At 43.3% G+C, this 23,384-nt stretch carries 19 protein-coding genes; 1 reads left to right on the forward strand and 18 read right to left on the reverse strand.

Annotation, left to right across the window (positions count from 1 at the left end):
• Positions 1 to 3 precede the first annotated feature (3 nt).
• The 13 genes from panC to NQ489_RS15890 form a co-directional block, all read right to left on the reverse strand.
• Positions 4 to 843: a pantoate--beta-alanine ligase gene (panC, locus tag NQ489_RS15830; protein ID WP_044962231.1), complete on the reverse strand. Its 840-nt coding sequence runs from the start codon at positions 841 to 843 to the stop codon at positions 4 to 6.
• 134 nt (positions 844 to 977) lie between these two features.
• Complete coding sequence (gene panD, locus NQ489_RS15835; protein ID WP_021652727.1) at positions 978 to 1,370, reverse strand: aspartate 1-decarboxylase; 393 nt, start codon at positions 1,368 to 1,370, stop codon at positions 978 to 980.
• Positions 1,371 to 1,713: 343 nt separating this feature from the next.
• Entirely contained in the window at positions 1,714 to 1,866 is a 153-nt protein-coding gene (locus NQ489_RS15840) for a hypothetical protein (protein WP_021652725.1), read from the reverse strand.
• A 22-nt stretch (positions 1,867 to 1,888) separates the two neighbouring features.
• Positions 1,889 to 3,919: a serine/threonine-protein kinase gene (locus NQ489_RS15845; protein WP_021652724.1), complete on the reverse strand. Its 2,031-nt coding sequence runs from the start codon at positions 3,917 to 3,919 to the stop codon at positions 1,889 to 1,891.
• A 15-nt stretch (positions 3,920 to 3,934) separates the two neighbouring features.
• The gene (locus NQ489_RS15850; RefSeq protein WP_021652723.1) at positions 3,935 to 5,866 is read right to left on the reverse strand and encodes a tetratricopeptide repeat protein; all 1,932 of its coding nucleotides are present in this window, start codon (positions 5,864 to 5,866) and stop codon (positions 3,935 to 3,937) included.
• Between the two features lie 18 nt (positions 5,867 to 5,884).
• Entirely contained in the window at positions 5,885 to 6,532 is a 648-nt protein-coding gene (locus tag NQ489_RS15855) for an FHA domain-containing protein (RefSeq protein ID WP_021652722.1), read from the reverse strand.
• Between the two features lie 166 nt (positions 6,533 to 6,698).
• Entirely contained in the window at positions 6,699 to 6,995 is a 297-nt protein-coding gene (locus tag NQ489_RS15860; protein ID WP_021652720.1) for a hypothetical protein, read from the reverse strand.
• Positions 6,996 to 7,007: 12 nt separating this feature from the next.
• Entirely contained in the window at positions 7,008 to 7,340 is a 333-nt protein-coding gene (locus tag NQ489_RS15865) for a hypothetical protein (protein WP_021652719.1), read from the reverse strand.
• A 47-nt stretch (positions 7,341 to 7,387) separates the two neighbouring features.
• Positions 7,388 to 7,717 carry a hypothetical protein gene (locus NQ489_RS15870; protein WP_044962229.1) on the reverse strand — a complete coding sequence of 110 codons (330 nt, stop codon included), beginning with the start codon at positions 7,715 to 7,717 and terminating at the stop codon, positions 7,388 to 7,390.
• An 18-nt stretch (positions 7,718 to 7,735) separates the two neighbouring features.
• Positions 7,736 to 7,912 (reverse strand): hypothetical protein, encoded by a 177-nt coding sequence (locus tag NQ489_RS15875; RefSeq protein WP_156906940.1) that lies wholly within the window; start codon positions 7,910 to 7,912, stop codon positions 7,736 to 7,738.
• Between the two features lie 31 nt (positions 7,913 to 7,943).
• Positions 7,944 to 8,198 carry an EsaB/YukD family protein gene (locus tag NQ489_RS15880; protein ID WP_021652716.1) on the reverse strand — a complete coding sequence of 85 codons (255 nt, stop codon included), beginning with the start codon at positions 8,196 to 8,198 and terminating at the stop codon, positions 7,944 to 7,946.
• A 9-nt stretch (positions 8,199 to 8,207) separates the two neighbouring features.
• Positions 8,208 to 12,863 (reverse strand): type VII secretion protein EssC, encoded by a 4,656-nt coding sequence (gene essC, locus NQ489_RS15885; RefSeq protein WP_161209385.1) that lies wholly within the window; start codon positions 12,861 to 12,863, stop codon positions 8,208 to 8,210.
• Between the two features lie 307 nt (positions 12,864 to 13,170).
• On the reverse strand, positions 13,171 to 13,884 hold the full coding sequence (locus NQ489_RS15890; RefSeq protein ID WP_021652713.1) for a hypothetical protein: 714 nt from the start codon (positions 13,882 to 13,884) through the stop codon (positions 13,171 to 13,173).
• A gap of 423 nt (positions 13,885 to 14,307) precedes the next feature.
• Between NQ489_RS15890 and NQ489_RS15895 the strand changes: the two genes are divergently transcribed.
• Positions 14,308 to 14,496, forward strand: coding sequence for a hypothetical protein (locus tag NQ489_RS15895; protein WP_021652712.1), 189 nt, complete (start codon positions 14,308 to 14,310; stop codon positions 14,494 to 14,496).
• A gap of 122 nt (positions 14,497 to 14,618) precedes the next feature.
• Here NQ489_RS15895 and NQ489_RS15900 read toward each other — a convergent pair whose 3' ends face one another.
• From NQ489_RS15900 to NQ489_RS15920, 5 genes are all read right to left on the reverse strand, one after another.
• Entirely contained in the window at positions 14,619 to 15,482 is an 864-nt protein-coding gene (locus NQ489_RS15900) for a mechanosensitive ion channel family protein (protein ID WP_306557223.1), read from the reverse strand.
• Between the two features lie 284 nt (positions 15,483 to 15,766).
• Positions 15,767 to 17,923 (reverse strand): Tex family protein, encoded by a 2,157-nt coding sequence (locus NQ489_RS15905; RefSeq protein ID WP_015526225.1) that lies wholly within the window; start codon positions 17,921 to 17,923, stop codon positions 15,767 to 15,769.
• Between the two features lie 72 nt (positions 17,924 to 17,995).
• Positions 17,996 to 18,943, reverse strand: a complete 948-nt coding sequence (locus NQ489_RS15910; protein ID WP_044962223.1) for an L-lactate dehydrogenase — start codon at positions 18,941 to 18,943, stop codon at positions 17,996 to 17,998.
• A 346-nt stretch (positions 18,944 to 19,289) separates the two neighbouring features.
• Positions 19,290 to 20,903: an FMN-binding protein gene (locus tag NQ489_RS15915; protein WP_044962221.1), complete on the reverse strand. Its 1,614-nt coding sequence runs from the start codon at positions 20,901 to 20,903 to the stop codon at positions 19,290 to 19,292.
• 164 nt (positions 20,904 to 21,067) lie between these two features.
• Entirely contained in the window at positions 21,068 to 23,344 is a 2,277-nt protein-coding gene (locus NQ489_RS15920; RefSeq protein WP_021652707.1) for a penicillin-binding Tp47 domain C-containing protein, read from the reverse strand.
• Between the last annotated feature and the right edge of the window lie 40 nt (positions 23,345 to 23,384).

The following is a 23,384-nucleotide window of genomic DNA, read 5'->3' on the forward strand; positions in this document are numbered from 1 at the left end:
ACATTATACCTCGTAGCTGAAGTTGTCGATCAGTCTTGTTTTTCCGATGTAAACAGCCATTGCTACAAGAACGCTGCGGTCAGCTTTTTCCACCGGCTGCATGGTAAGTGCATCTACCATGGATACATAATCAATCTTTGCCAGAGGCTCTGCTTCGATCACTGCTCGCATTTTTCCGAGAAGCTCTTCTGCCGGGATTCCTGCGTGAATGGCTTCCTGTCCGGCTTTTACTGCCTTTGACAGGCAAAGAGCTGCTTTTCTCTCTTCAGGGCTTAAGTATGTATTTCTGGAGGATTTTGCAAGTCCGTCCTCCTCACGGATGATAGGACAGCCTACGATCTCAATATCGAAGTTCAGATCACGCACCATCTTGCGGATGATGGCCAGCTGCTGTGCGTCTTTCTGTCCGAAATATGCTCTGTCCGGTGCCACAATGTGGAACAGCTTGGTCACAACGGTGCACACACCTTTGAAATGGATCGGACGTGTTTTTCCGCAAAGTGTCTCTGACAGAGTATCTATACTTACAAATGTGTGGGGATCATGATACATCTCAGAAGGCTCCGGGCAGAAGATCAGGTCTGCTCCCAGGCTTTCGCAGAGTTTGCTGTCACGCTCAAAATCTCTCGGGTATGCTTCCAGATCTTCGGTCGGTCCGAACTGTGTCGGATTGACGAAATCAGATACTACTACGATGTCGTTCTGCTCTCTGCATTTTTTTATCAGGCTTGCGTGTCCTTCATGGAGAAATCCCATAGTCGGGACAAGTCCTACTGTTTTGCCTTCTTTTTTCCACGCTTTGATCTGTTTTCTTGTTTCTTCTACTGTTTTTGTTACCTGCATTGTGCTCTCCTCTTTCTCAGCCACTATATACTATGGCCGGGTTTGTCGATTTCGAGATAGCCTCTTTTCTGAATTCACTTTCCTCTTATTTCTGTATATGTCTGTAATCTGAGTTTCCTCTATTACGGATTTTTTCAGGCCATGTCTTTCAGCAGTCCGTGTTTCTCATAATTGGTCACTCTACTGATCTTATTTTCTTCATCTACAAATACTACTGCAGGCTTATGTGTACGGGCTTCTTCCTGCTCGTACTGTGCGTAAGCCATGATGATGATCTTGTCACCGGTGCTTACACATCTTGCTGCTGCTCCGTTCAGGCAGATCATACCGCTTCCGCGTTCTCCGCAAATGGTGTATGTCTCGAAACGGCTGCCATTGTTCACATCTACGATCTGGACTTTTTCATATTCCAGTATCCCGGCAGCTTCCAGCAGTTCCTCATCCACAGTGATACTTCCTACATAATCCAGTTCCGCCTGGACAACGGTTGCTCTGTGGATCTTTCCTTTTAACATCTCTATTGTCATCTTATATAAGTCCTTTCCTGCAGGGAATAGCTTTCAAGTGGATAAAAGCATCCGCTTTCGTATTTAATAAAAAAGCGTCTCGGGGTACACTTCGACCCTGAAACGCTTCTGATTGATTCCCTGTATATTGAGTCCTGTTTTTTGTACATAAAAAGCATTCGCATGATTTCTGTCATTAATACAGGCTCGTATCTTTCATAATCTTTTATAATTTTCATATATCCGTCCGTTCCCGATCCCGGGTTCCGGCTGGCTATTTTTATATAAGATTCCAGTGATTTCAGCCAGAGTATAGTTTTGAGTCCAAATACTATCTCTGTGGGGTATTATGGCATTGAGGTAGTTATTTGTCAAGTTTCCTGTCCTGCATTTCCAACTTTTCCAAAAGCTGTTCCCTCTGTCTGCGGAAAATCCTCGGAAGAAAACTTAAGTTTACTCCGCATATCACAACGCCTAAAATTCCTGCTACAAGCATCACGGTTCCCTGTGTGACCATTTTACAACCTCCTGTTTTTCTTTTATCCGGAAATCCAGCCACTGTTTACTGCCTGCTGATATAATTCATCCAGCCTGTCCATTTCCACATCATTAGCATTTGCAGAAAGCTGTTTCTGATAAAGTTCTTTTGCCTTATCATAATATTCTTTGAACTTACTGTAATCCCGGTCATCCTCAGCAGTTTCGCCCTGCACAGACACTTCCAGGAACGCAAGATCTTTATACACCCGGTAATCCTCTCCGTAAGTTTTCAACACCTGCTGAAGCTTCTTTTTAGCGTTTTCATAGTCTCCCATATTCTGATAGATAACTGCCATATTACAGCCTGTATTATAATCTCCCATTCCCTGAGATTCGATCTGTTTAAATACAGCAAGTGCTTTTTGGTAATATCCATTGTCCTCTGTATCCCCGCCAAGGTCACTGTAAGTCTGCGCCAGTTCTTCAAGAACCCCTATATTATTTTCCTGCGGAAGCTCTTTTACTGCCTTTTCCAGCAGCTGCATTTTCTGTTTCTGACTATCTGTGCTGTTATCCTGTTTGTCTATACATTTCGCCGCCATAATGTAAGCCCGCATCTGAATGTAGGAATCCTGACTTGTCTGGATACAATCCATAAAGATCTTCTGTGCCTCACTGTATGCGCCAGCACTGTACTGGATCTCGCCTTTTACATATTCAATATCTGCTGTACTGCTTCCTTTCTCCTCAGCCTCATCAAGAAGTTTCTGCGCTTTCTGTGTATCTCCACAGTAAGCTTCCGTGATCGCATAATCACGATAATAGCTTCCGTTTTCCGGATTGAGTTTTATCGCATATTCATAGGAATCTGCTGCTTTTTCATATTCTTCCAACTGAGCATAAGAGTCCCCCAGAAGATAATAAACACCATCCAGGATTCCGTCTTCCATTACTTTTTCGTTGGTCAGAATATTATCATTGATAAATGTAATGCATTTTTTATAATCTTTTTCACGGTTCAGTGCTTCTGCTTTTTTCACATAAGCTTCTGCTTTTCCCGGAAATATCTTTACTGCTTTCTGATACCACTGATCCAGTTCCTCATAATTTCCCTCACTGATACACTCTTCTTCTTTTGCAATGGCATTTTGGTAATCAGACTGTTTTTCTTTTTCGATCTGAAGATAACCACCTGCTGCAAGTGCTGCACACAGAACCATGCCCGCCGATAAAACTACCGCTGTCCTGCGCTGTTTTTTCAAAAGAGAACGGTACGCCTGGCTTTTCAGCGGCATATTCTTAAGATCTTCCAGAATATCTTCTGCCTGCTGATACCTCTTTTGGGGTTCTGGCTCCAGACATTTCATGATGATCGAAGCAAAAACCTCATTTATTTCCGGCTTCAGGGCCTGAATATCCGGAACACATCCAGATTCATCCGGCTCCGGTTTCTGTCCTGTCATAATATGATAGACGGTTGCTCCCAAACTGTAGATATCTGATCTCTTATCTATTTTCTTCCAGAGGGAACGATCGGTCTGGTTCTGGTTGTACTTCATGGCCTCAATCTGTTCCGGTGATGCATAACCTTTGGTGTAGCCGGTAACATACGCATTATTCCCGTCCACACTGAATGAAATATTAAAATCTATGAGACAGATATTTCCATCAGGCTTCAGCATGATATTTCCCGGCTTCAGATCACTGTGTATGATCGGAGGCTGCTGCTTATGAAGGTAAACCAGTGTAGATGCGATCTGCCTGATCCAGATGATAACAGAGCTCTCCGGAAAAGACGTCCCTGCATCCAGATATTGCCGAAAAGAATTTCCGGGGATAAATTCCATGACCGTATAAATATCCCCGTCATCTTCCACAAAATTTTCAACCAACGGAAGATACGGATGTTTCAGGTTTTTTAATACATCCACTTCTGCTCTGGCATTTACCAGATCTTTAATATCTTCTTTTACCTTTTTCAGCACCACGTACTTGTTCAGATTTTTGTGATATGCCTTATACACAATCCCGCTGTTTCCTGAACCGATCCTTGCTACGATCTCATATGTATTGGCAATACATTTCCGCATTTTCACTAACCGTCCTTATTTACTTTTTACCGTAAGAATTCCGCTTCCTGCTGCCATCCTCACAGTCATAACTGCCAGATCTTTACATTCTTTCTCTTTTGTGGAAATTCCCTCTCCCACCGGATCTGGTACCCCTGAAAGATCCTGAGCAGGATTTTCCGCATATCCTATAGACTGCAGACTTTCCGCATTAATGCTGTTCCAGGAACCGGTAAGCCCTGTTGTTTCCAGATTTGAAGCCAGATTTTCCTGCCCCTGCCCGTTTTCAACTGAACCACTTGCACACAATTTCACAGTGGTATCCGATTCCACATCAAAAACCTCAACCTCTGTCCGTGCTGCCGGAGTTCCTTCACCGGAATCAAATCCATAACAGTAAGTTACAAAACCGATTTCCCATTTGCCACTATTGTTTACAAGAAAACATTCCTGCGTATTTCCGTATGATATGTCAGAAAGGGGTGTTTGCATACCTGTTGTCACGGTCTGAGAAGCTTTCAGTTCTGCAGTACCATCCTCTGCCTTATAAATATTGAAGGCCAGATCTCCATCCTTTGCTTCCACTTCCAGAAGTTCTTTTGTTCCATCCCCGTCCAGGTCTTCCAGGATCACAGCCAGACGGCCAGTCAGTGCAGATGCAGAACTTTCTCCATATGTAAATGGAATCTGTGTATCCTTCCAGCTCACAGAAGGCGTCTCTTTGGAAAGTGTATCTTCTACATAATTTTCCAGAATACTCTCCGGATCTGATGCAGTTGTATCCTCTGTATCTGTATTTGATATCTCTTCTGTATCTGGCATATCTTCAGTTTCTGTCCCAGGATCTTCTGTGTATATATCTGATGAATCGCTTGACGGATCTTCTGTTTCAACTGTTTCTGTACCATCATATGTGGCATAAGAACTATCAGCCTCTTCTGCTGACTGATCTCCTTCTTCTATTAATTCCCACTCACTCTCTTCGTCACCTCCAATTGGAGAAATTTCAGGATAAGACACAACACCCTCTTCTTCATGATCCGGCGCCGATTCCTCATCTTCTTTCGCAATAGGGATTCCATCTACTACCTTGTTTCCTGCCCCATCGGGATCTTCCGGTATCTCCGGCGTAACTGTAACTTCCGGTGTAGCTGTTATTTCGGGTGTCACTGTTATTTCCGGATCTTTATCTGGTTCCCCTGTCACAGTTATATCCGGAGTATTAGAATCCTCTTCCGGCTCTATGATAATAACCGGAGATTCTGTTGGTTCTGGAGTTGCAGTTGCTTTTTTGCTTTTATTCTTTGAAGCAGTCCCCTTTGACACAGAACCACTGTCCAGACCTTCTGAATTTTTTCCGGATATGTCTGTATCCGCTTCTTCTGTATTCTCCTCATTTGGCGTATCATTTTTTGCAATGGCAACCGATTTCAATCTGCCCAGTGTTCCGTTTACAATCTCCTCAATTTTCGTCAGATCCACCGTCATTGCATGGTTGCTACTATCCCCTCTGCTGCTTTTTGTATTATTTTCTGCGTTCTGTTCCCGGCTTCCAGTTTCTTCCTGTGCCACAATCTGTTCCTTTATCTCTGTAACAGCTTTCTGAAGCTCTTTCGCATCTTCTTTCGTATCTTCTTTTGCCTCTTCTCCATCTGTCAGATTCTCGGAAGCTTTTTTCAGATATTCTACTGCTTTTTCCGGCTGCTTCTTTTTGTTGTAAACTTTTGCCATACCGGTAGCTGCCTTAACCGATTTCGGACTGATCTTTAATGCTTTTGCAAAAGTCACCTCTGCTTTGTCATAATCTGCGGCTGCCAGATATTTATTACCCAGATCGATCTGCTTTCCTGCCTGAGCTGCACTTACCTTATCAGGTACTCCCAGGATCATCGCTGCTGCGATCACCGCCACACACAGAAGGACTGCAACTGCAGGTACGATAATATAAAATTTCTTTCTGTTTTTCATAACCTTTCTCTCCTCCCCTTATTCCGCCCGGAAAATAAATTCCTCATCTGCAAGGCGAATCCTGTTCTCTGTCTCAAGAAGTGTTTTCACCTCCGGTTTCAGTTTTACATTTTCCAGATAAGTTCCATTCAGTGACTTGTTATCTTCCAGATAGAATGCATTCTCTTCACGGGTGATCTTACAATGTACATTTCCAATGGCCGGATTATTTTGGATACGGATATCTGCACGTATTTTACTTTTTCCAACAATGTTCATACTTCCATTCAATACAAACTCTTCTCCAGTTGCACAACGGATCAGTTTCCCCGTAATCTGGGTCGGCGGTACCAGGAGAACAGTCTTTTCTTCTTCCTCCTCTTCAGCCGGAGCCAGAAAAACCGTTTTCTCTTCCTCATCTTCTGTTTCTTCTATCTCTGACTTTCCAAGCCCAAAACCGAAACCAAACCCGCGGGAAGCAGAGTCATCTTCATATGGACTTTCACGGTATGGAGTTTCTTCCTCTTTTGCTGTATCCATCCTTTGCAGTAACTCTACTTCCGGAATTTCCCCTTCTGCCTCTGGCAGATCCATAGTTGGTACCGGCGGTACCGGAGGAAGCTCTGGTATATATTCTTCATATTCTTCCCATTCTTTTTCATCGCTGTGATCATATGTAAATTTCATATCCTTCTCCTTCCACGGAAATACTCTTTTCTTTCTGTCAAGAACTTATTCTGAAAACAGAATTTTTTTATTCTGATTGGATCTGTTTTCAGAATAAATCCATGACACCTTTGGCAGTTTTTCCGGAACATATTTTTGATACGTTCCGGAAAATATCCTGTCTTGTTCACTCAAAAAAATCTGGTATTTCTAACTCCAGGCATTTTTTTCGGAGATGCATCGCTGCCTCCTGTACCTGCTCCAAATACTGTTCTAATGCATGCCTGGTCACTGCGAGAGAATCAATCAGCTCACGGGTATGTCCCAATGCTGTCTTATAAGATAATATTTTATCTTCCGATGTCCCATACAGTGCTGTCTGAAGTGCATCATATAATTCTCGGGCCAGTCTCTCCTCGTGGGATATGTGCTCAATGTATTCCTGAAGCCATATCCTGTCATATCTGATCAGATCTATACTCAATCTTCTGCCTGCTTAATTAAACATATTAGGGATATCGATACTTGCCATCTTTCCGGACAGCTGTGTTCCTGCGCTCTGGATCCCATCCAGCTGCTGCTGTATCGTCATTTTATAGCCCATTACTCTTGAAATACTATCTCCTACTGTCTTCAGCACCTCTTCTGTTTTTTCGATGGCACTTCTGACATCGGATCCTGCAAAAGTATTTCCACTGTTTAAACGATCCAACTGTCTCTGCAGGTTTTCTTTATGAGACTGAAGCGCTTCCAGCTGGGTTTCCAGACTATCCAGTGTCTGCTGATAAACATTTTTGTCAACTTTAATTCTCAGAGGTTCATCTGCCATATCTTTATTTCTCCATTTCTTTTTAAGATTCTTTTCAGTTCCACCTGTTATTTACCATATACATTCGATTCTCTCGACCTCTGAAGTGTCTCAGCTGCCTGATTATCCTGATTGATCATTTCTTTCAGATAATCTCCAATTCCGATGCCAATTCCGATAATGCTTGTTACCAGGGTTGTTGCCAGACTGCTCAGTTCTTTTACTGCAGTTTCCGTCTTTTGAATCACACCGCCTTCCGACTGACCTGTAAGTGTTGTCATAATGCTGTCTACAGACTTCATTGTTTCATCGATTCCATCTCCGATTTCCTGAATATTATTACTGATACTCCTTACTTCACTGGTGGTCAGTGAAGCACCAACTAAATCCATTGCCATATTACTCCATCCTTTCATTTACATGATTCTTTTCCGGATTTCATCCAGTTCCTGTCTCTGAAACTCCCTGACCTCCAGCAATGCAGTCCTGATCTTTCCAGACAGACACTGCACTGGAATTTCGGAAGTTCTTTCCATTTCCATCCTCAGCCTTTCACATAATTCCATGCAAAGTCTGATATCCTTCTCTTTCACCGCTCCTCCTCTCCGTTTCATTCTGTTATATTTATATTAAAAATAAATATTCACCGTCCGCCACCCCGTAATCCCTCAGCGTATATTCTCCGTTGAATATTTCTGACGGATCATCCCGGCACAGAACCTCGGCACCGGATGATACATACATCATCCTGGTAAGCTCTGATACCGCTTCTGCCATAAGAGGAATCACATCCTTTACCGGCAAAAAATCCGGAACCAGAACATCAAATTTCTGTTCTACAGATGGCACCTTTAACGTAATCAATATTTTTCCCATCATCTCACCACCTTAGCTTATAATCTCCTCATCATCCGGATCTTCACATTTTTTATCTGTGGTTCCGCAAGGTGTAAACAAAGGATAAACCTCCCCGTGATACTGCATAATACAGGAACCTGGTCTGGAAGATGTCTTTGTTATATTTCGGTATTCCATAGAAAGACTCACAAGCCCCTGTCTGTGGAATTGTCCGCCATATAAAAGGGTAAATCCGTCTCTGGTAAAAGCTGTATGCAGTTTATCTGACCTCAACGCAGCACCATCATCCGGATAATAGCAGCCCATGAAATAATAGTTATATCCTCTTCCATTTATAAAAATATTCTCCAGAACATCTTTGGCATCCTGCGCGATCACTGTGCAGAAATCCCGAAAACTTTCGAATACAGTCATAACCGGGCAGGTTCTTTCTGTCATATAATGAAAACATTTTTTCATTATATCGCTGCTCTGTGCTGACAGATTATTTTTCTCACAGAATTCATTGCGGACCAGTTTTCTCTCACCGATCAGTTCATAAATCTTCCATATCAGCTGTTCTGCTCCCTCGGCAGTACTTTCAAAAAAAGTAATAGATTCCTGTTGTTCATCGGTCCACTTTTTCAGCAGATCTTTATCAAATATACTGTTTTCCTTTCTTTTCACAATGAACAGCTGCATCGATTCCCGGACTGCCGCAGACAGGTAATTCTTCATCAAAACCGGGATATCCTGGGAATTTCCCATGTATACAGCCATACAGTAAAGCTGTTTCAGAGGTATGGAAATTTTTTGAATGTCTGTCATAGAGTAACCCAGCGGAATCCTGTTAAGGGAAATATTCCTGCAGAATCCCTCATATGTCTCCGTCTCTGAAATCTCCGGGATCCGCCTTGCCGGTTCATATTCTCTGTATTTTTCGTCGATCCGGCTGATCTTTTCTTTCAGTTCCTGGATACGCTGCTGTTCTGTTCCTTCGAACGTATATCTGGCGATCTGACACTCCAATGGACGTTCTCCGTCCCGGAGCATTCCCCGGCCCGGCACTTCATCCGGCTCAAAACGACATCTTACTCCCAGAATATCTCCATATTCATATCGGTTCTTTGCATCCAGAACAAATCTTGTTCCAAGTTCCCTGCGCACTTTATACATTACATCTTCATAGCTAGCTGCTGTTACAAGAAAACGTACCCCTACGGAATTCCCGTCACTGATCAGTGTATTCAGCTCATAGTAAATATTCTGTCCGCCTTTCCATGTGGAAAGCCCGCTGATATTGTCAATTACCACCAGGATCAGTGGTATCTTCCGTATCTGACGATAAGCCTCAAAGCTGCTCACATCTTCTTTCTGAAAGCTTTCTTTTCTCTGTTTTATAATATCAGACAGCATTTCAAAAAATTTCTCTGTGCCTTCTTCCTCACCTTCGTTCCAGGCTCCACCACAATGTTTTACATGGTCAAAAATTTTCAAAAGTCCACCGGAATAATCAAGAATATAAAAGCACACTTCCTCCGGTGAATATCTATAAAGAGTTCCATAAAGAAGTGTCTGCAAAAATGTTGTTTTTCCTGTCTGACTGCTGCCCGTAATCAGATAATTTCTGCAGTTTGTAAGATCCACCTGGAAAAGATACTGCGTCTGATTCTCCGGATCATCAATGATCCCGGCCGGTATTGTGATCGTTTCTTTCTCAGATATCGGTGCTTCATCCAGAAGCTTTTTCAGGGAAATTTCTTTTGGCAGAGGATCTGTCCAGAGCCTATGTGGCAAAATATTCTCCTGTTTTGCGACCTGTATAAGATATTTCACAATAGATACCAGCTGAGATACTTCTGTTTTCTTTTTAGGGGATTCTTTTCTCAGCTGAATCAGATTCTGTCCGGTATCATCAAGAAACTGGATGGTATCATCTCTGTGGACTTCCACTTTATCCTGTGGAGAATATGGCGCTCCACTCCAGGCTGACTGTCCCAGGGCAAAAAATTCATTATATCCCACCTGCAGATAAAACCGTCCGGTTTCCTTCAGCTCTGCTGCCTCCGGCCTTCTCAGCATTTCATCACTGTCTGCACGTGTCTGTACTTTCAGGCATACACGGAACTTGGCATTGCTGCTAATCTGAGAATCCACTACACCTGCCGGTTTCTGAGTCGCCAGGATCAGATGCACACCAAGGCTTCGTCCGATCCTGGCTGCGCTGATCAGCTGATCCATAAATTCCTGTTCCTGACTTTTCAGTTCCGCAAACTCATCGGAAATAATAAAGAGATGAGAAAGCGGTATGCTTACCTTGCCAGCTCTGTACAGTTTCTGATAAGTATAAATGTCCATAGTTCCTTCGTCAGCAATGCTCTTGGCTTCATTAAAAATTCTCTGACGTCTTTTCAGTTCACTCTCTATCGCCATCAGAGAACGCCTGATCGCAGGACCATCCAGATTTGTGATCGTTCCTACAAGATGGGGAAGGTGGATTCCACGTGCAGCATCATCAAAAGCTCCTGCCAAACCTCCTCCTTTGTAATCAATAAGCACAAAGGCAACTTCATCCGGATGAAAATTCACTGCCAGTGACAGAATATAGGTGATGATAAATTCACTCTTTCCGGAACCTGTCATACCTGCGATCAAACCGTGAGGGCCCTGATATTTCTCGTGAAGGTCCAGAAGAAACGGAGATCCATCAGCGGCAACTCCTACAGGAACAGCCAGAGATTTTACAGGATCACTCTCTTTCCATCGTTTCAGCGGATTCAGATGTTCCACCTTTCCTGCTCCCATCATTTCCAGAAAAGTAATCATTTTAGGCATCACATATGCATTCTCAATAGCTTTCAGCCGGATACCGGGCAGCTTCCGCAGCATTTTGTCCGCCAGGTTATGATATACATCATCCAGGAGGAATTTTTCTCCATAATCAGCGGAATCCCCCAGATAACTGATTTCATTTGGACGGTCGGGATAAAGATGGATGATCTCCCTGACATACTGAGGAATATCCTCAAAAAATGTCACAACAGAAAAACCGTGATTTTTCTCTTCTTTCATGATCGTTTTCAGGATTTCCATGTTATCTAACAACTGTTTTGACCATGCCAGCACAATATAATAAGGTTTCTCTTTCAGAAGTTCTTCCAGTTCTCTTGGTTTCTCAAGTTCCGGTTCTATCTGACGGTTCAGATATTCTCCAATCAGATAAGCGGAAGACGTATCTGCCGCAAGAAACCGAAAGGTGCGCTCATCATTCCAGAGATGTGGAAGATAACGGACAATTTCTATATTATCCAAGATTTCTTTATCTGCAAGAAAAACGATCTTCACTTCATCATAGCTGTGCTGAAATACGATCTGCATGAGCAGCTGTTTCAGAAATTCTTCTTTTTCTTTCTGGCTTCCCACTACGCCACATACAAAATTCTCTGTCAGTGAAAGCATTATAGGAACATGATCCAGAAATACTTTTTTCTCTGCCAGCTGATACATATCTTCTTCCAGCTGATCTTTTGTCAGACGAAACTTCTTCTCCGGATATCGGATCTCTGCAGTCATAGGAAGCTGTCCATATCCGATCCTGAGTTTCAGAAAATCTTCTTCCCGGTAACTTCGATTCCACAGTTTTTTTTTGTCAGACGGATAGGATACTACAACATTCAGCGACGGATAGTTCTCATTAAGGATTGTTTCTTCCCTGAGTTTTTCCTGTTGGATCTCTTTGCTTTTCTGAGTAAGATATTCTGTATATTTATCAATACGAAGTTTTTCGTATTCTTTCTTTTCCTTATCGCTGTACATGCGGTTCATAATGGGAAACATCAGCATACTGAGTACGGAAGAAATATTTCCGCCCAGAGCTGCTGATCCGCCTATTACCATGGAACTTCCCATGCTCAAAAGCATTGGCGCCTGATTATCACTGAGTGAAAAAGGCGGTGCCTCAATCTTTATTTCTTCTGCCTGAAATTTTTTCTTTTTTCTTGGAAAACGGCTGAACAGATTCTCTTCTCCGTCTTCTTCCATCCGTTCCGGAACACGACTGGCAACTTTTATATTTAAAAGTCTCAATGCTCCGTCTCTGATCTGAAAGTCCATATTTTCATGATTAATGGAAAGGAATCCCGGCCCGATAATAATCTTAAGTCCCATAATAAAGATCATATCGCCTATATTCAATGTACATTCCCGAATTCTTTTTTCATTTACATAGGTTCCAAATGAACTATCCAGATCTTTTATCCGAATCCCATCATCGGATCTCGTCAGCACTGCGTGATGCCTGGATACCCATTCTTCTGTGCATACAAAATCATTGTCTGAATTTCTTCCAATGCAAAGTTTCTGTCCTTTATCAAACTGATAATTATGATAGATCATCTGTTCCGTCTGTATCGCTGCCCCATGGAGAAAACATGACCCATTTTTCATCAGGATCCGGTATCTGCTTCCATCACGGATTTCTCCCTGCATGATACTTCTGCCGGAAGCTTCGAATATCCTTTTTTCAGAACTGCTGCAGATATACCAGTGTTTTTCCTTTGCTTCTATGAAGATACCTGTTTCCTGTTCTTCCAGGAAATATTTTCCCTCCGGCGGATCAGACAGATTCATCGTTTTCATATAACCTTTTTCAAAGAGCAGATAGATCTGTATTCCATATATCTTAAGTGTTTTTAATCTGTCTTTCATTTTCACATCCTTCCTCTGATCTGCCATTCAGCTGTTCTGTCCTGACATCTGCAAATGAACAGAGTTTTATCAGAAGTATGGTTAATATGTACATTATAGTCTTTCAAATGTCTTATTGTCAATTTTATAAGTTCCCTTATTATTATCTATCAATATGCATTTCTGTCAAAAATTGCAATTCATCTTATTGTGTGAACATATTTGTTTTTATTATTCTATTTGTGCCTCATATATAACATATAATGCCTTATTTTTAGTATAAAAAATGGCAGCGTACGGATTTTTTCTCCATACGCTGCCGGTTTATTTATTTCTTCACTGCCGCACTTTTTACATAAGAAGTCGCACCCCATGCATGCTCCCCATCGGTATATACCGTATATGGTGTTACTCTTACATAATATCGTTTTCCCTTTGACAGTTTCGTAAGTGTTTTAATCCTTACCGGTGAATAAATAGTTTTTACACCTTTGCGGAAACGATAATCTGTAGAGTACTGGATACGGTATCCGATGGCATATGGCACGCTCTTGCAGGATACAATCAGCTGACCGGATTTGTTACTTTTCAGTGATGTGATATTGCCTTTTGCAAGGGTAATGGTTTTGTCGGCGTTGAGGGTGAAGTAATATTCTCTATTGCTATCGTAAATTTGCAGATAATATGTTCCCTTAGACAATGTGCGGGAAGCAGTTCCCTTATACACATCTGTAGTAACATTTTTCGTATATTTTACATTGTCACTATCCAAGAACTTCTTACCATTGCTATTATAAATGTAAAACTCAACTGTACCATCATATGTTGTTGCTCGCAAAGAAACATGCGTTTTTTCTTTCAACGTAAAACTGTAGTATTTACTATAAAAGTGCTGCCCTCTGTACGTCTCTCCCATCGTATAAGGCATAGCCTCATCTGCCATAGACGCATACACCGGAACTACACTGCTCCACAATGTTCCCATGCAGATCATCAGAGTTAAAAGCAGAGACATCCAGCGTTTTTTCATAAGTTTTTTCATCTTTATTTCTCCTTCCTGTTGTATGATGTTTCACACATATACGATATTTTTTATTATAGGCTTTTATGTTTTATCATGTCAATTATGTTTCCTTATTTTGATGAAAATATCTGATAAATATTGAAAAATCCCACAACAGATGCTATTATAAATCCAAAGCATATTTCTCTTAATTTCAAGGCATTTTGCCATCTTATTTTTCTTATTTCATTTCAGAAATCCATGCTTTTAAATCCATTTCTATTAATAAGCAGGAGTTCTGGGAAGAAGTTTTTTCAGCACTATTTGTTCTTACGCTCCTGCATTCTAAGGAGGTAGTGCTAATGGCAAAAAACAAAAACCGTAACTCATGCTGTAAATGACTGTGTAAAAGAAGGAATCCTGGAAGAATTTCTTCGCAAAAATCGTTCGGAGGTTATTGCTATGAGTATATTTGAATACAACAAAGAAGAGGAAGAACGGAAAATACGAAAGGCGGAATATGAGGCTGGTGAGACTCGCATCCTTAATCTTATTCAACGCCTTGCCCTTGATGGCCGCTCCGATGAAATCCCCAAACTTGCCACTGACAGAAATCTGTTAAATAGGTTGCTTAAAGAATACAATTTATAAACACTCATTTTATACCAAACAAAAAGACCTGAAAGAAAATTAGTTACCCTATTTCTTCCAGGTCTTTATAATTTTATCTGGCCATATTTACAATCTTATCTCAGATCAGTGTTTTTCTGTATTTATTTATGCAGATGCACATCCAGCTGATTATAAGGAATCTCAATTCCATAATAATCAAAATCTTCCTTGATCCGCTGGTTCAGTCTCCATCTGGTTGCCCAGTAGCGGTCGGTATCTACCCAGACACGAAAGCCCATGATCACGGAGCTTTCTGCCAGCTCGTCTACAAATACCACCATCTCTTCGTCTTCTCTTGTATCCGGATCTTCGGTGAGGATATCTTCCAGGATATCCTTGGCTTTCTGGATATCTGCATTGTAGGAGATCCCTACTTTGATCTCCAGCCTTCGCTGATCCCTTGCTGTTACGTTGGTGATGGTCGCATTGGAAAGAGTACCGTTGGGGATCACGATGTGCTTGTTATCGATGGACAACAGCGTTGTATAACAGATCTCGACCTTGGCTACCGTTCCCTCGCTTCCGTCCTGTCCGTTAACGATGATGTAATCCCCTACCTGGAAAGGCTTGAACAGAAGAAGCATCATACCTCCTGCCAGGTTGGCAAGTCCGCCCTGGAGAGCAAGACCCATAGTAACACCGGCAGTTCCGAGAAGTGCTGCCAGGGATGATTCCTTTACTCCAAAGCTTGTGGATATGTTAAAGATCAGGAGTATGTAAAGTATGATCTTGACCAGAGATGACATGAACTGCGCCACTCCTGTATCCAGCCTGGATTTTGTCAGTGATTTCCTCACAAACTTTACGATCCATTTGATCACCGTGCTCCCTACCCAGAAAGCAATGATAGCCAGAACAACCTTGATCCCGAATTTCGTGATGTCCGGCAGATAATTTTCAAACATCTGCCTGTACTGGCTTACCTGATTTCCGACCTCCTGCACGGTCTGTACAGTACTATCCAAATATAGTCCCTCCTGTCTGATCGATTATTCGATATACATGTGCGGATCGATCTATGAGCTTAAGCCCTTATTTCTGATATAAGCATTTCCTATAATCCGCATCTGGTAATATAATAATACAGCAGCGGTTTTTCCCTGTAAACCTGATTTCTCCGGTTTTATAAAGTATCGGGTATAAACCACTGCTGTATTTCTGTTATAGCTCTATTGCATCTCTGTCCGGTAATCTCCCGCAGAATGCTGCAGAATATTCCTGTCTGCTTCTCTTTACTCAGTTTTTCTCTTTATTTACTGATCCCCTTCATGGAAAGGCTGATACGTTTTTTCTTCATATCAACACCAAGAACACGGACATCCACGATATCTCCCACACTGACTGCTTCCAGCGGATGTTTGATGAACTTCTCACTCATCTCGGAGATGTGGACCAGTCCGTCCTGATGCACACCGATATCCACAAAAGCACCGAAGTCAATAACATTGCGGACAGTTCCCTTGAGGACCATGCCTTCCTTCAGATCCTTCATATCCAGGACATCGGTACGGAGGATCGGTTTCGGCATCTCATCTCGCGGATCTCTGGCCGGTTTTTCCAGCTCTTTTACGATATCACGAAGAGTCGGCTCTCCGATCTCCAGCTCCTTTGCCAGTTTTCCGTAATCGCGGATCTGCCCGGAAATACCGGTAAGCTTACGCTCTGCCACATCTTCCGGTGTGTAGCCCAGCTTTTCCAGGAGTTTTTTTGCTGCGTCATAGCTTTCCGGATGGACACTGGTCGCGTCCAGAGGATTTTTGCCTCCTGTGATCCGTGTGAAACCTGCACACTGCTCAAAGGCTTTCGGACCAAGCTTGGCAACCTTAAGAAGCTCTCTTCTTGTCTGGAAACGGCCGTTTTCCTCACGGTAGGCTACAATATTCTTTGCGATGGCCTTGCTGATTCCGGAAATATACTCCAGAAGGGATGCAGATGCCGTATTCAGATCCACTCCGACCTTGTTTACACAATCTTCCACAACGCCGTTAAGGGCTTCTCCCAGCTTTTTCTGGTTCATATCATGCTGATACTGACCGACACCGATGGATTTCGGATCGATCTTTACAAGCTCTGCAAGCGGATCCTGTACACGTCTTGCGATGGATGCGGCGCTTCTCTGTCCAACATCGAAATTCGGGAATTCTTCCGTGGCAAGCTTGCTTGCGGAATATACAGAAGCACCCGCCTCGTTGGTGATGACGTACTGGACCTTTTCCGGGATTTCCTTAAGAAGCTCCACGATGATCTGCTCGGATTCTCTGGATGCCGTTCCGTTTCCTACAGAGATCAGTGTCACATGATATTTGCTGATAAGCTTTTTCAGGGTTTCCTTTGCGGCACGAATCTTGGTCTCATTGGTTGGTGCTGTGGGATAAATAACTGTGGTATCCAGAACCTTTCCGGTAGGATCTACCACTGCCAGCTTGCATCCGGTACGGAAGGCAGGGTCCCAGCCAAGAACTACCTGTCCTGCAATTGGAGGCTGCATGAGAAGCTGCTCCAGATTTTTGCCAAAGACATGGATGGCACCGTCCTCTGCTGCCTCTGTAAGGGCGCTTCGGATCTCACGCTCAATAGCCGGTCCGATGAGACGTTTATAGCTGTCCTCAATGGCTTCTTTCAGAACAGGTGTAGTATATGGATTATCGCGGACGATCACCTGTTTTTCAAGATAACGGATGATCTCTTCCTCAGGTGCAAGGATCTTCACAGTAAGGAATTTCTCTTTCTCACCACGGTTCAGAGCAAGGACACGATGACCTGCAAGCTTTTTCACCGGCTCTTCAAAGTCATAATACATCTCGTATACAGACTGCTCCTTCTCATCTCTTGCGGTGGAACATATAGTTCCCTTATCCATTGTTCTCTTACGGATGCTGATGCGATAATCTGCTTCATCGGAAATGTGCTCCGCAATGATATCTCTGGCACCGCTGATGGCCTCTTCCACAGTTTTGACTTCTTTTTCCTCAGAAAGAAATGCTTTTGCCTCTTCTTCAAGAGGTTTCTTCGTCATCTGGAGAAGGATGATGTCGGCCAGAGGTCCCAGACCTTTTTCCCTGGCGATGATGGCACGTGTACGGCGCTTCGGGCGGTACGGACGGTAAAGATCCTCTACCACAACGAGTGTCTGCGCTGCCTCGATCTGTTTCTTCAGCTCCGGAGTCAGCTTGCCCTGCTCCTCGATGCTGCCCAGAACCTGAGCCTTTTTATCCTCAAGATTTCTTAAATAAGTAAGTCTCTCATTAAGATTACGAAGCTGTTCGTCGTTCAGTGTACCGGTTGCTTCCTTACGGTATCTGGAAATAAAAGGAATGGTGCAGCCTTCATCGATCAGCTTAACTGCTGCCTCGACCTGCCATTTCTCAACGTTCAATTCTCTGGTAATTACCTGAATAATATCCATTTTTATCTTTCTCCCGTTGTTTCAAATTTGCCTGAGGCTGCTTTTTCCTCTTTACACAGCTTCTGACATTTATCAAAGATCAATCTGTGCGATCACGTCCTTCAGAGCATTGGCGCTTGCATGAAGCTTCTCTGTCTCCTCCTCGGTCAGCGGAACACGAACGATACGTTTTACACCTTCCGGTCCGATAGAAGCCATGGTACTAAGACATACGTCTTCAACACCGTACTCTCCGTGAAGCATGGTTGATACACTGACTATTGTATCAGATGCTGCAAGAAGAAGCGAGCAAAGTCTGCAAACAGATACGGCTACCGCATAAAATGTAGCACCCTTCTTGGCGATCACAGTTGATCCTGAAGTATGAACATACTCCAGAACCTCTTCTCTGTCAAGTGGCTGCAGATCTTTCTGATCCTCATGAACGATCTTGTCAAATTCATCAAGGGTCGCACCTGCAACAAAGGCTCTGGACCACGGTACAAAGGAAGTATCTCCATGCTCTCCGAATACATAAGCGTGGATGTTTTTCTCAGATACGCCATAGTGCTGAGAAAGTCTGCAGCGGAGACGGGCCGTATCCAGGGCGGTTCCGGAACCAAGGATCTGATTTTCCGGCAGTCCGGAAAGCTTTGCAAATGCATAAGTCATGATATCACATGGATTACTTACGATAATATAAAGCGCTTTGGGAGCCACCTTTACAATCTCCGGAGTAATACTCTTCATAATGTTGACGTTGGTCTGGGTCAGCTCGATGCGAGTCTGTCCCGGTTTTCTGGCAATACCGGAAGTGATGATCACAATGTCAGAATCGGCAGCATCCGGATAATCTCCTGCCACGATGGAGATTGGTTCACGGAAACTGGTTCCCTGCTCAATATCCATAACCTCGCCTTCAGCCTTCTCTTTGTTGATATCGATCAGAACGATCTCTGATGCAATACTCCTCTGTGATAAGGTATAAGCGATAGTTGCTCCTACACTTCCTGCTCCGATGATCGTAATTTTACTGCTCATGTTTGTTCTCCTTTCAGCGTTGTTTGTCATTTTAATAACAACTTTAATTACACACATTCAAACATAACATAAAATATTGCCCTGTGCAACAAAAATTTTATTGTATTTCTCAGGTTAAATCCCTCTAATTTACTTTTTAAATCATTTAAACCACTTATATTTTCTGATATTTCTCCTATTATTCTGTATACATACCTGTTATTTTTTTATCGATTTATGAAAACAATTTCAGAACCATAGTAAAAAACCTCTGAACTTCAAGAAAATCAAGAAGTCCAGAGGTTTCTTTCACATCTTATTTATTGGCTTAAAATCAAATGTTTATAGCTGCCCACTGTTCACCCGGTTAATTCTTCGCCTGGGCAAGGGCCTTTTGTGCAGCGTCTATGATACCCTCGGATGAATATGTTGCTCCGCTGACGGTATCGATGCCATCTGCCGACTGGTTTGCCATGATCTGAGAATAGATCGTGCTCCATGCAGGATCAAAAAATTCCGGTGTATCCTGATTGGTCTGCTCAATGGATGCGATCTGGCCTCCTGAGATCGTAATTGTCAGATATGTTTTTCCTCCATATCCAAAAGCTGATCCCGTATACGTTCCATCTCTGTACATTCCCACCGGTTCCGGTGCTTCCGTTGGCTCCGGTGTCGCATCCGGCTCATTTGTTCCTGGTGTTGGAGTTACATTAGGCTCCTCCGGAACCGGCGTCACATCCGGATCTTCCGGCTCCGGCGTCGGGGTTGCTGCCGGTGTCTCTGTTGGCTTCGGTGTGGCTGTCAGTTTCGGCGTTGCCGTGGGTTTCGGTGTGGCTGTTGGCTTTGGTGTCGGTTTCTTTGTTGGAGTTGGTGTAGGTTTCTTTCCATACTCCGGATTGACCGCTTCTTTGAGAGCTTTTTTTACAGCGTTCAGAATTCCGTTGGAGGAATAGGTGGCTCCGCTTACTGCATCAATATCATCCACAGAATCCGTGCCAATGATCTGTTCTTCCAGCATGCTCCATGCTTTTTCAAAAAACTGCTCCGTGTCCGTATTTTCCTGTTTCAGAGCTTCGATCACTCCATCCTTGATGGTCACAGTTACTTTCACATCTCCATTGAAGCCCTTTGCCGAAGCTGTATATTTACCGTCCAGATATTTTTTGGGACTGTCCGGATCTTCCGGTTTCTTTGTAGGAGATGGTTTTTTGGATGGTTTTTTTGTAGGTGACGGAGCTGATGTCGGAGTTGGTAAAGCAGTTGCCGCAGGTGTAGGGGTGACCTGCTGGCTGTTTCCATCTGCCGCTGCCTGGGAGAGGGCATTCTGAACTGCCTGGATGATTCCGTTGGAGGAATAGGTTGCTCCACTTACTGCATCTACATTCGGTGTATTTCCGGCAATCATCCTGCTGATCACACCCTGAGCTGACGCAAAATACGACGCAGTTTCTCCAGATGCCTCCAGAATATCAATGGCTGCGATCTTTCCTCCGCTGACTGTTACCTGTACACGGATCGTACCACCGAATCCGGTTCCAGATCCTTCATATACTCCATCTTTATAGCCATTGGCCGGAACTGCCGCTACCGGGGTCTGGGTAGAACCCTGTCCTGCCGCACCGACATTGCTTTTTGCTGATTCTGAAACCGTTCTCGTACCAGAACTTTTTTTTGCTGCTGTTTTTTTCGCACTTTTCTTTGATGAGCTTTTCTTTGATGTACTGTTTTTCTTATCTGAGGCAGATGTGCTGTCAGAAACAGTATTTCCTTCTTCATATCCGAGATATTTTTCCAACTCCGAAGCAGACATCACGGTTGTCTCTGCTTTCTGTACTGCTTCCGTTGATTCCTCGGATCCCTTCGCCTTTATGCCCGAAAACGCAAGCGCCGCAATCACAGCTGCTGCAGGGATCATTTTCGTCCAGGGCACCTTGGGTGTGCCATTTTCGGCTGGTTTTTTATCTTTTAACTCTTTTTCCATGGATACTTGTTCTCCCCTCTTTCTATGCGGCTTCCCGTCAGGCATATGCTCTGTATCGCATTCCAGGTGATTTTCCGGATTGCTGTAGAAATGAGCAGACCTCTGCCGCAGACATAAAAGGGTCTGCGGCAGAGGTTGTTCTTACTCTTTGCTAAACAGTTGCATTATTTAACAGTTACCACAAATTTCTTTGTAATTCCGTTGCATTTCACTGTGATTGTTGCTTTACCTTTTTTGATTCCCTTTACAACACCCTTGCTGTTTACAGCTGCAACTTTTTTATTGCTGCTTGTATATGTAATCTTGCCTGCAGGTGCTGCTTTGGATCTGATGGTTGTTGTTTTACCTTTCTTGATCGTTGCAGAGGATTTTACAAGGCTGAATGCAGGATTCTTGATAACTACCTTGCAGGTTGTCTTCAGAGTTCCTGCCTTTGCTGTAATCGTAACGGTTCCTGCTTTGATTCCTTTTATAACACCTGTTTTGCTGTTTACGGTTGCAACCTTTGTGTTGCTGCTTGTGTAGTTTACAGTTGCAGATGGTGTTGCAGTTGCTTTTACAGTTGCTGTTTTTCCTTTGTAGATCGTTACGGAAGCCTTTGCGAATTTAATTGTGGAAGCTTTTACTGTTACTTTGCAGGTTGCTGTGGCATTTCCGACTTTTGCTGTGATAACTGCTGTTCCGGCTTTTACGCCTTTAACAACACCCTTGCTGCTTACTGTTGCAACCTTTGTGTTGCCGGACTTAAATGTTACTGCTGCATCGCTGTCATTTGTTGTTGCCTTAAGAGTCGTTGTTTTTCCTGTATATACAGCTGCTGCTGTCTTATCAAGTGTAACTGTTACCTTCTGAAGCTCTTTCTCTGCTCCCTGAAGATGTTCAAGTGCTTCATTTACCTCAGCCTGACTTGCATCTGTTTTTGCAAGAATGTCTTCTGCTTCCTGAAGCTCACCGGCAAAGGACTTCCAGGTTGCAATTGTGTAATCTGCCTCTGCCAGAGCCTTTGCAGCTTCCACTTCTGTTTTAAGACTTGTAAAATCAGTTGGCTCCATTGTAGGATTTACGATATTCTCTGCAGTTGCCTGGAAGCTGTAGGTATAGTCATTATATCCAAGAGCATACACTGTCAGTTTCCAGTATCCTGTTCCGTCTGTTCCTCCCGGAAGCTTGCAGCGTGCAGATTTTGTAAGTCCAAGCTGGATTCCCATTGCTTTATGCATCCAGTTATCTGCGGCAAACTTGGTTCCATAAGAAGCGAGGCATTTTGTATATGTGGAATCATCTCCATAATAATCCCAGCGTACAGCCTGCATATTTGCACCAAGATCACCATAATTTCCATTGAGATCCACACGGAGGAATTCGCCGTAGCTTCCGCTTGCTGCTTTTACACTCGGCTTGATCTCTGTTGCTGTTTTTAACGCCTGATCCTTGATACCGGAAGCTGTTCCGTCTGATTTTCTTGCTGTAAATGTAAAGCCGTCACCATTTTTCTCCGCATATTTCAGACCATTTGTCTGTGCATTTACGTCTGCCACAAGGCCTTTGTAATACTGGAGATTGTTTTCACTGTATCCTCCGGAGAGCACAGCTCCATCCTGTACAACATTATACTTTTTGCAGAAATCTGCAAAATCTGCGGTCTTAACTGCTACCGGGACATATTTCAGACCATATATCTCATAATGATCCATCGTATAGGTTTTTCCATCTTCTGTTGTTATACTGCCTCTGTTCCATTTTACCTTGGAACCGTCTGTAAGATAAAGTGTGCTTCCTTTATCCTCCCAGTAGGATACGTCGAATCTGGTTCCGTCTTCAGCAATGATCGTAGCTTCTGTCTGATAGCTTCCTCTGTGAAGTCCATGATTTGCAGTCGCTCTTGTTACTGTATCAAAAGCTCCTGTATCAAACTCACTATGTGAATCCTTCTCTTCTGAAGAGCTTGTATCTCCAGCTGCATATACGCCTTCTGCTGCCCAGTACTCACCCCAGGTAAGTCCTGCATATACGTACTGATACTCGCCTGTCAGCTGGTCAGAATCGGAAAATGCTTCCGCCACTTCATCGCCTTCTGTGAAATCCTCTTCCCCTGTAGAGAACGGATCTGCTTCCTCTGCTGTCTCATCCAGAGTCTCGACAGCTTTTGTATCTTCCTGCTGGATATCCTCTGTCTCGTCTGCAGCAGTTTCTGGCACTGCTGCATCCTCTGCTGCTTCTTCTGTTATGTCTGCAGCATCCTCTATAGCTTCTTCTGCTACAGCTTCAGTATCCTCTGCCGTTTCCTCTGTGCTAAAATCCTCCGTATCTCCTGCCTCTGCCTCGGAAACCACGGCTGCATCAAAATCAGATGCCATTACAGCGGTCGGAAAGGTTGTTGCTGCCACTGCAAGACTTAAAATGCATGGAGCTGTTTTTTTCAATAGATTCCACTTCTGCATTGCTTATTCCTCCTAAAAATATGATATATTTATAGAACCC

This window comes from Blautia sp. KLE_1732_HM_1032 (genome assembly GCF_025147905.1).
Classification (GTDB): Bacteria; Bacillota; Clostridia; order Lachnospirales; family Lachnospiraceae; genus Blautia_A; species Blautia_A fusiformis.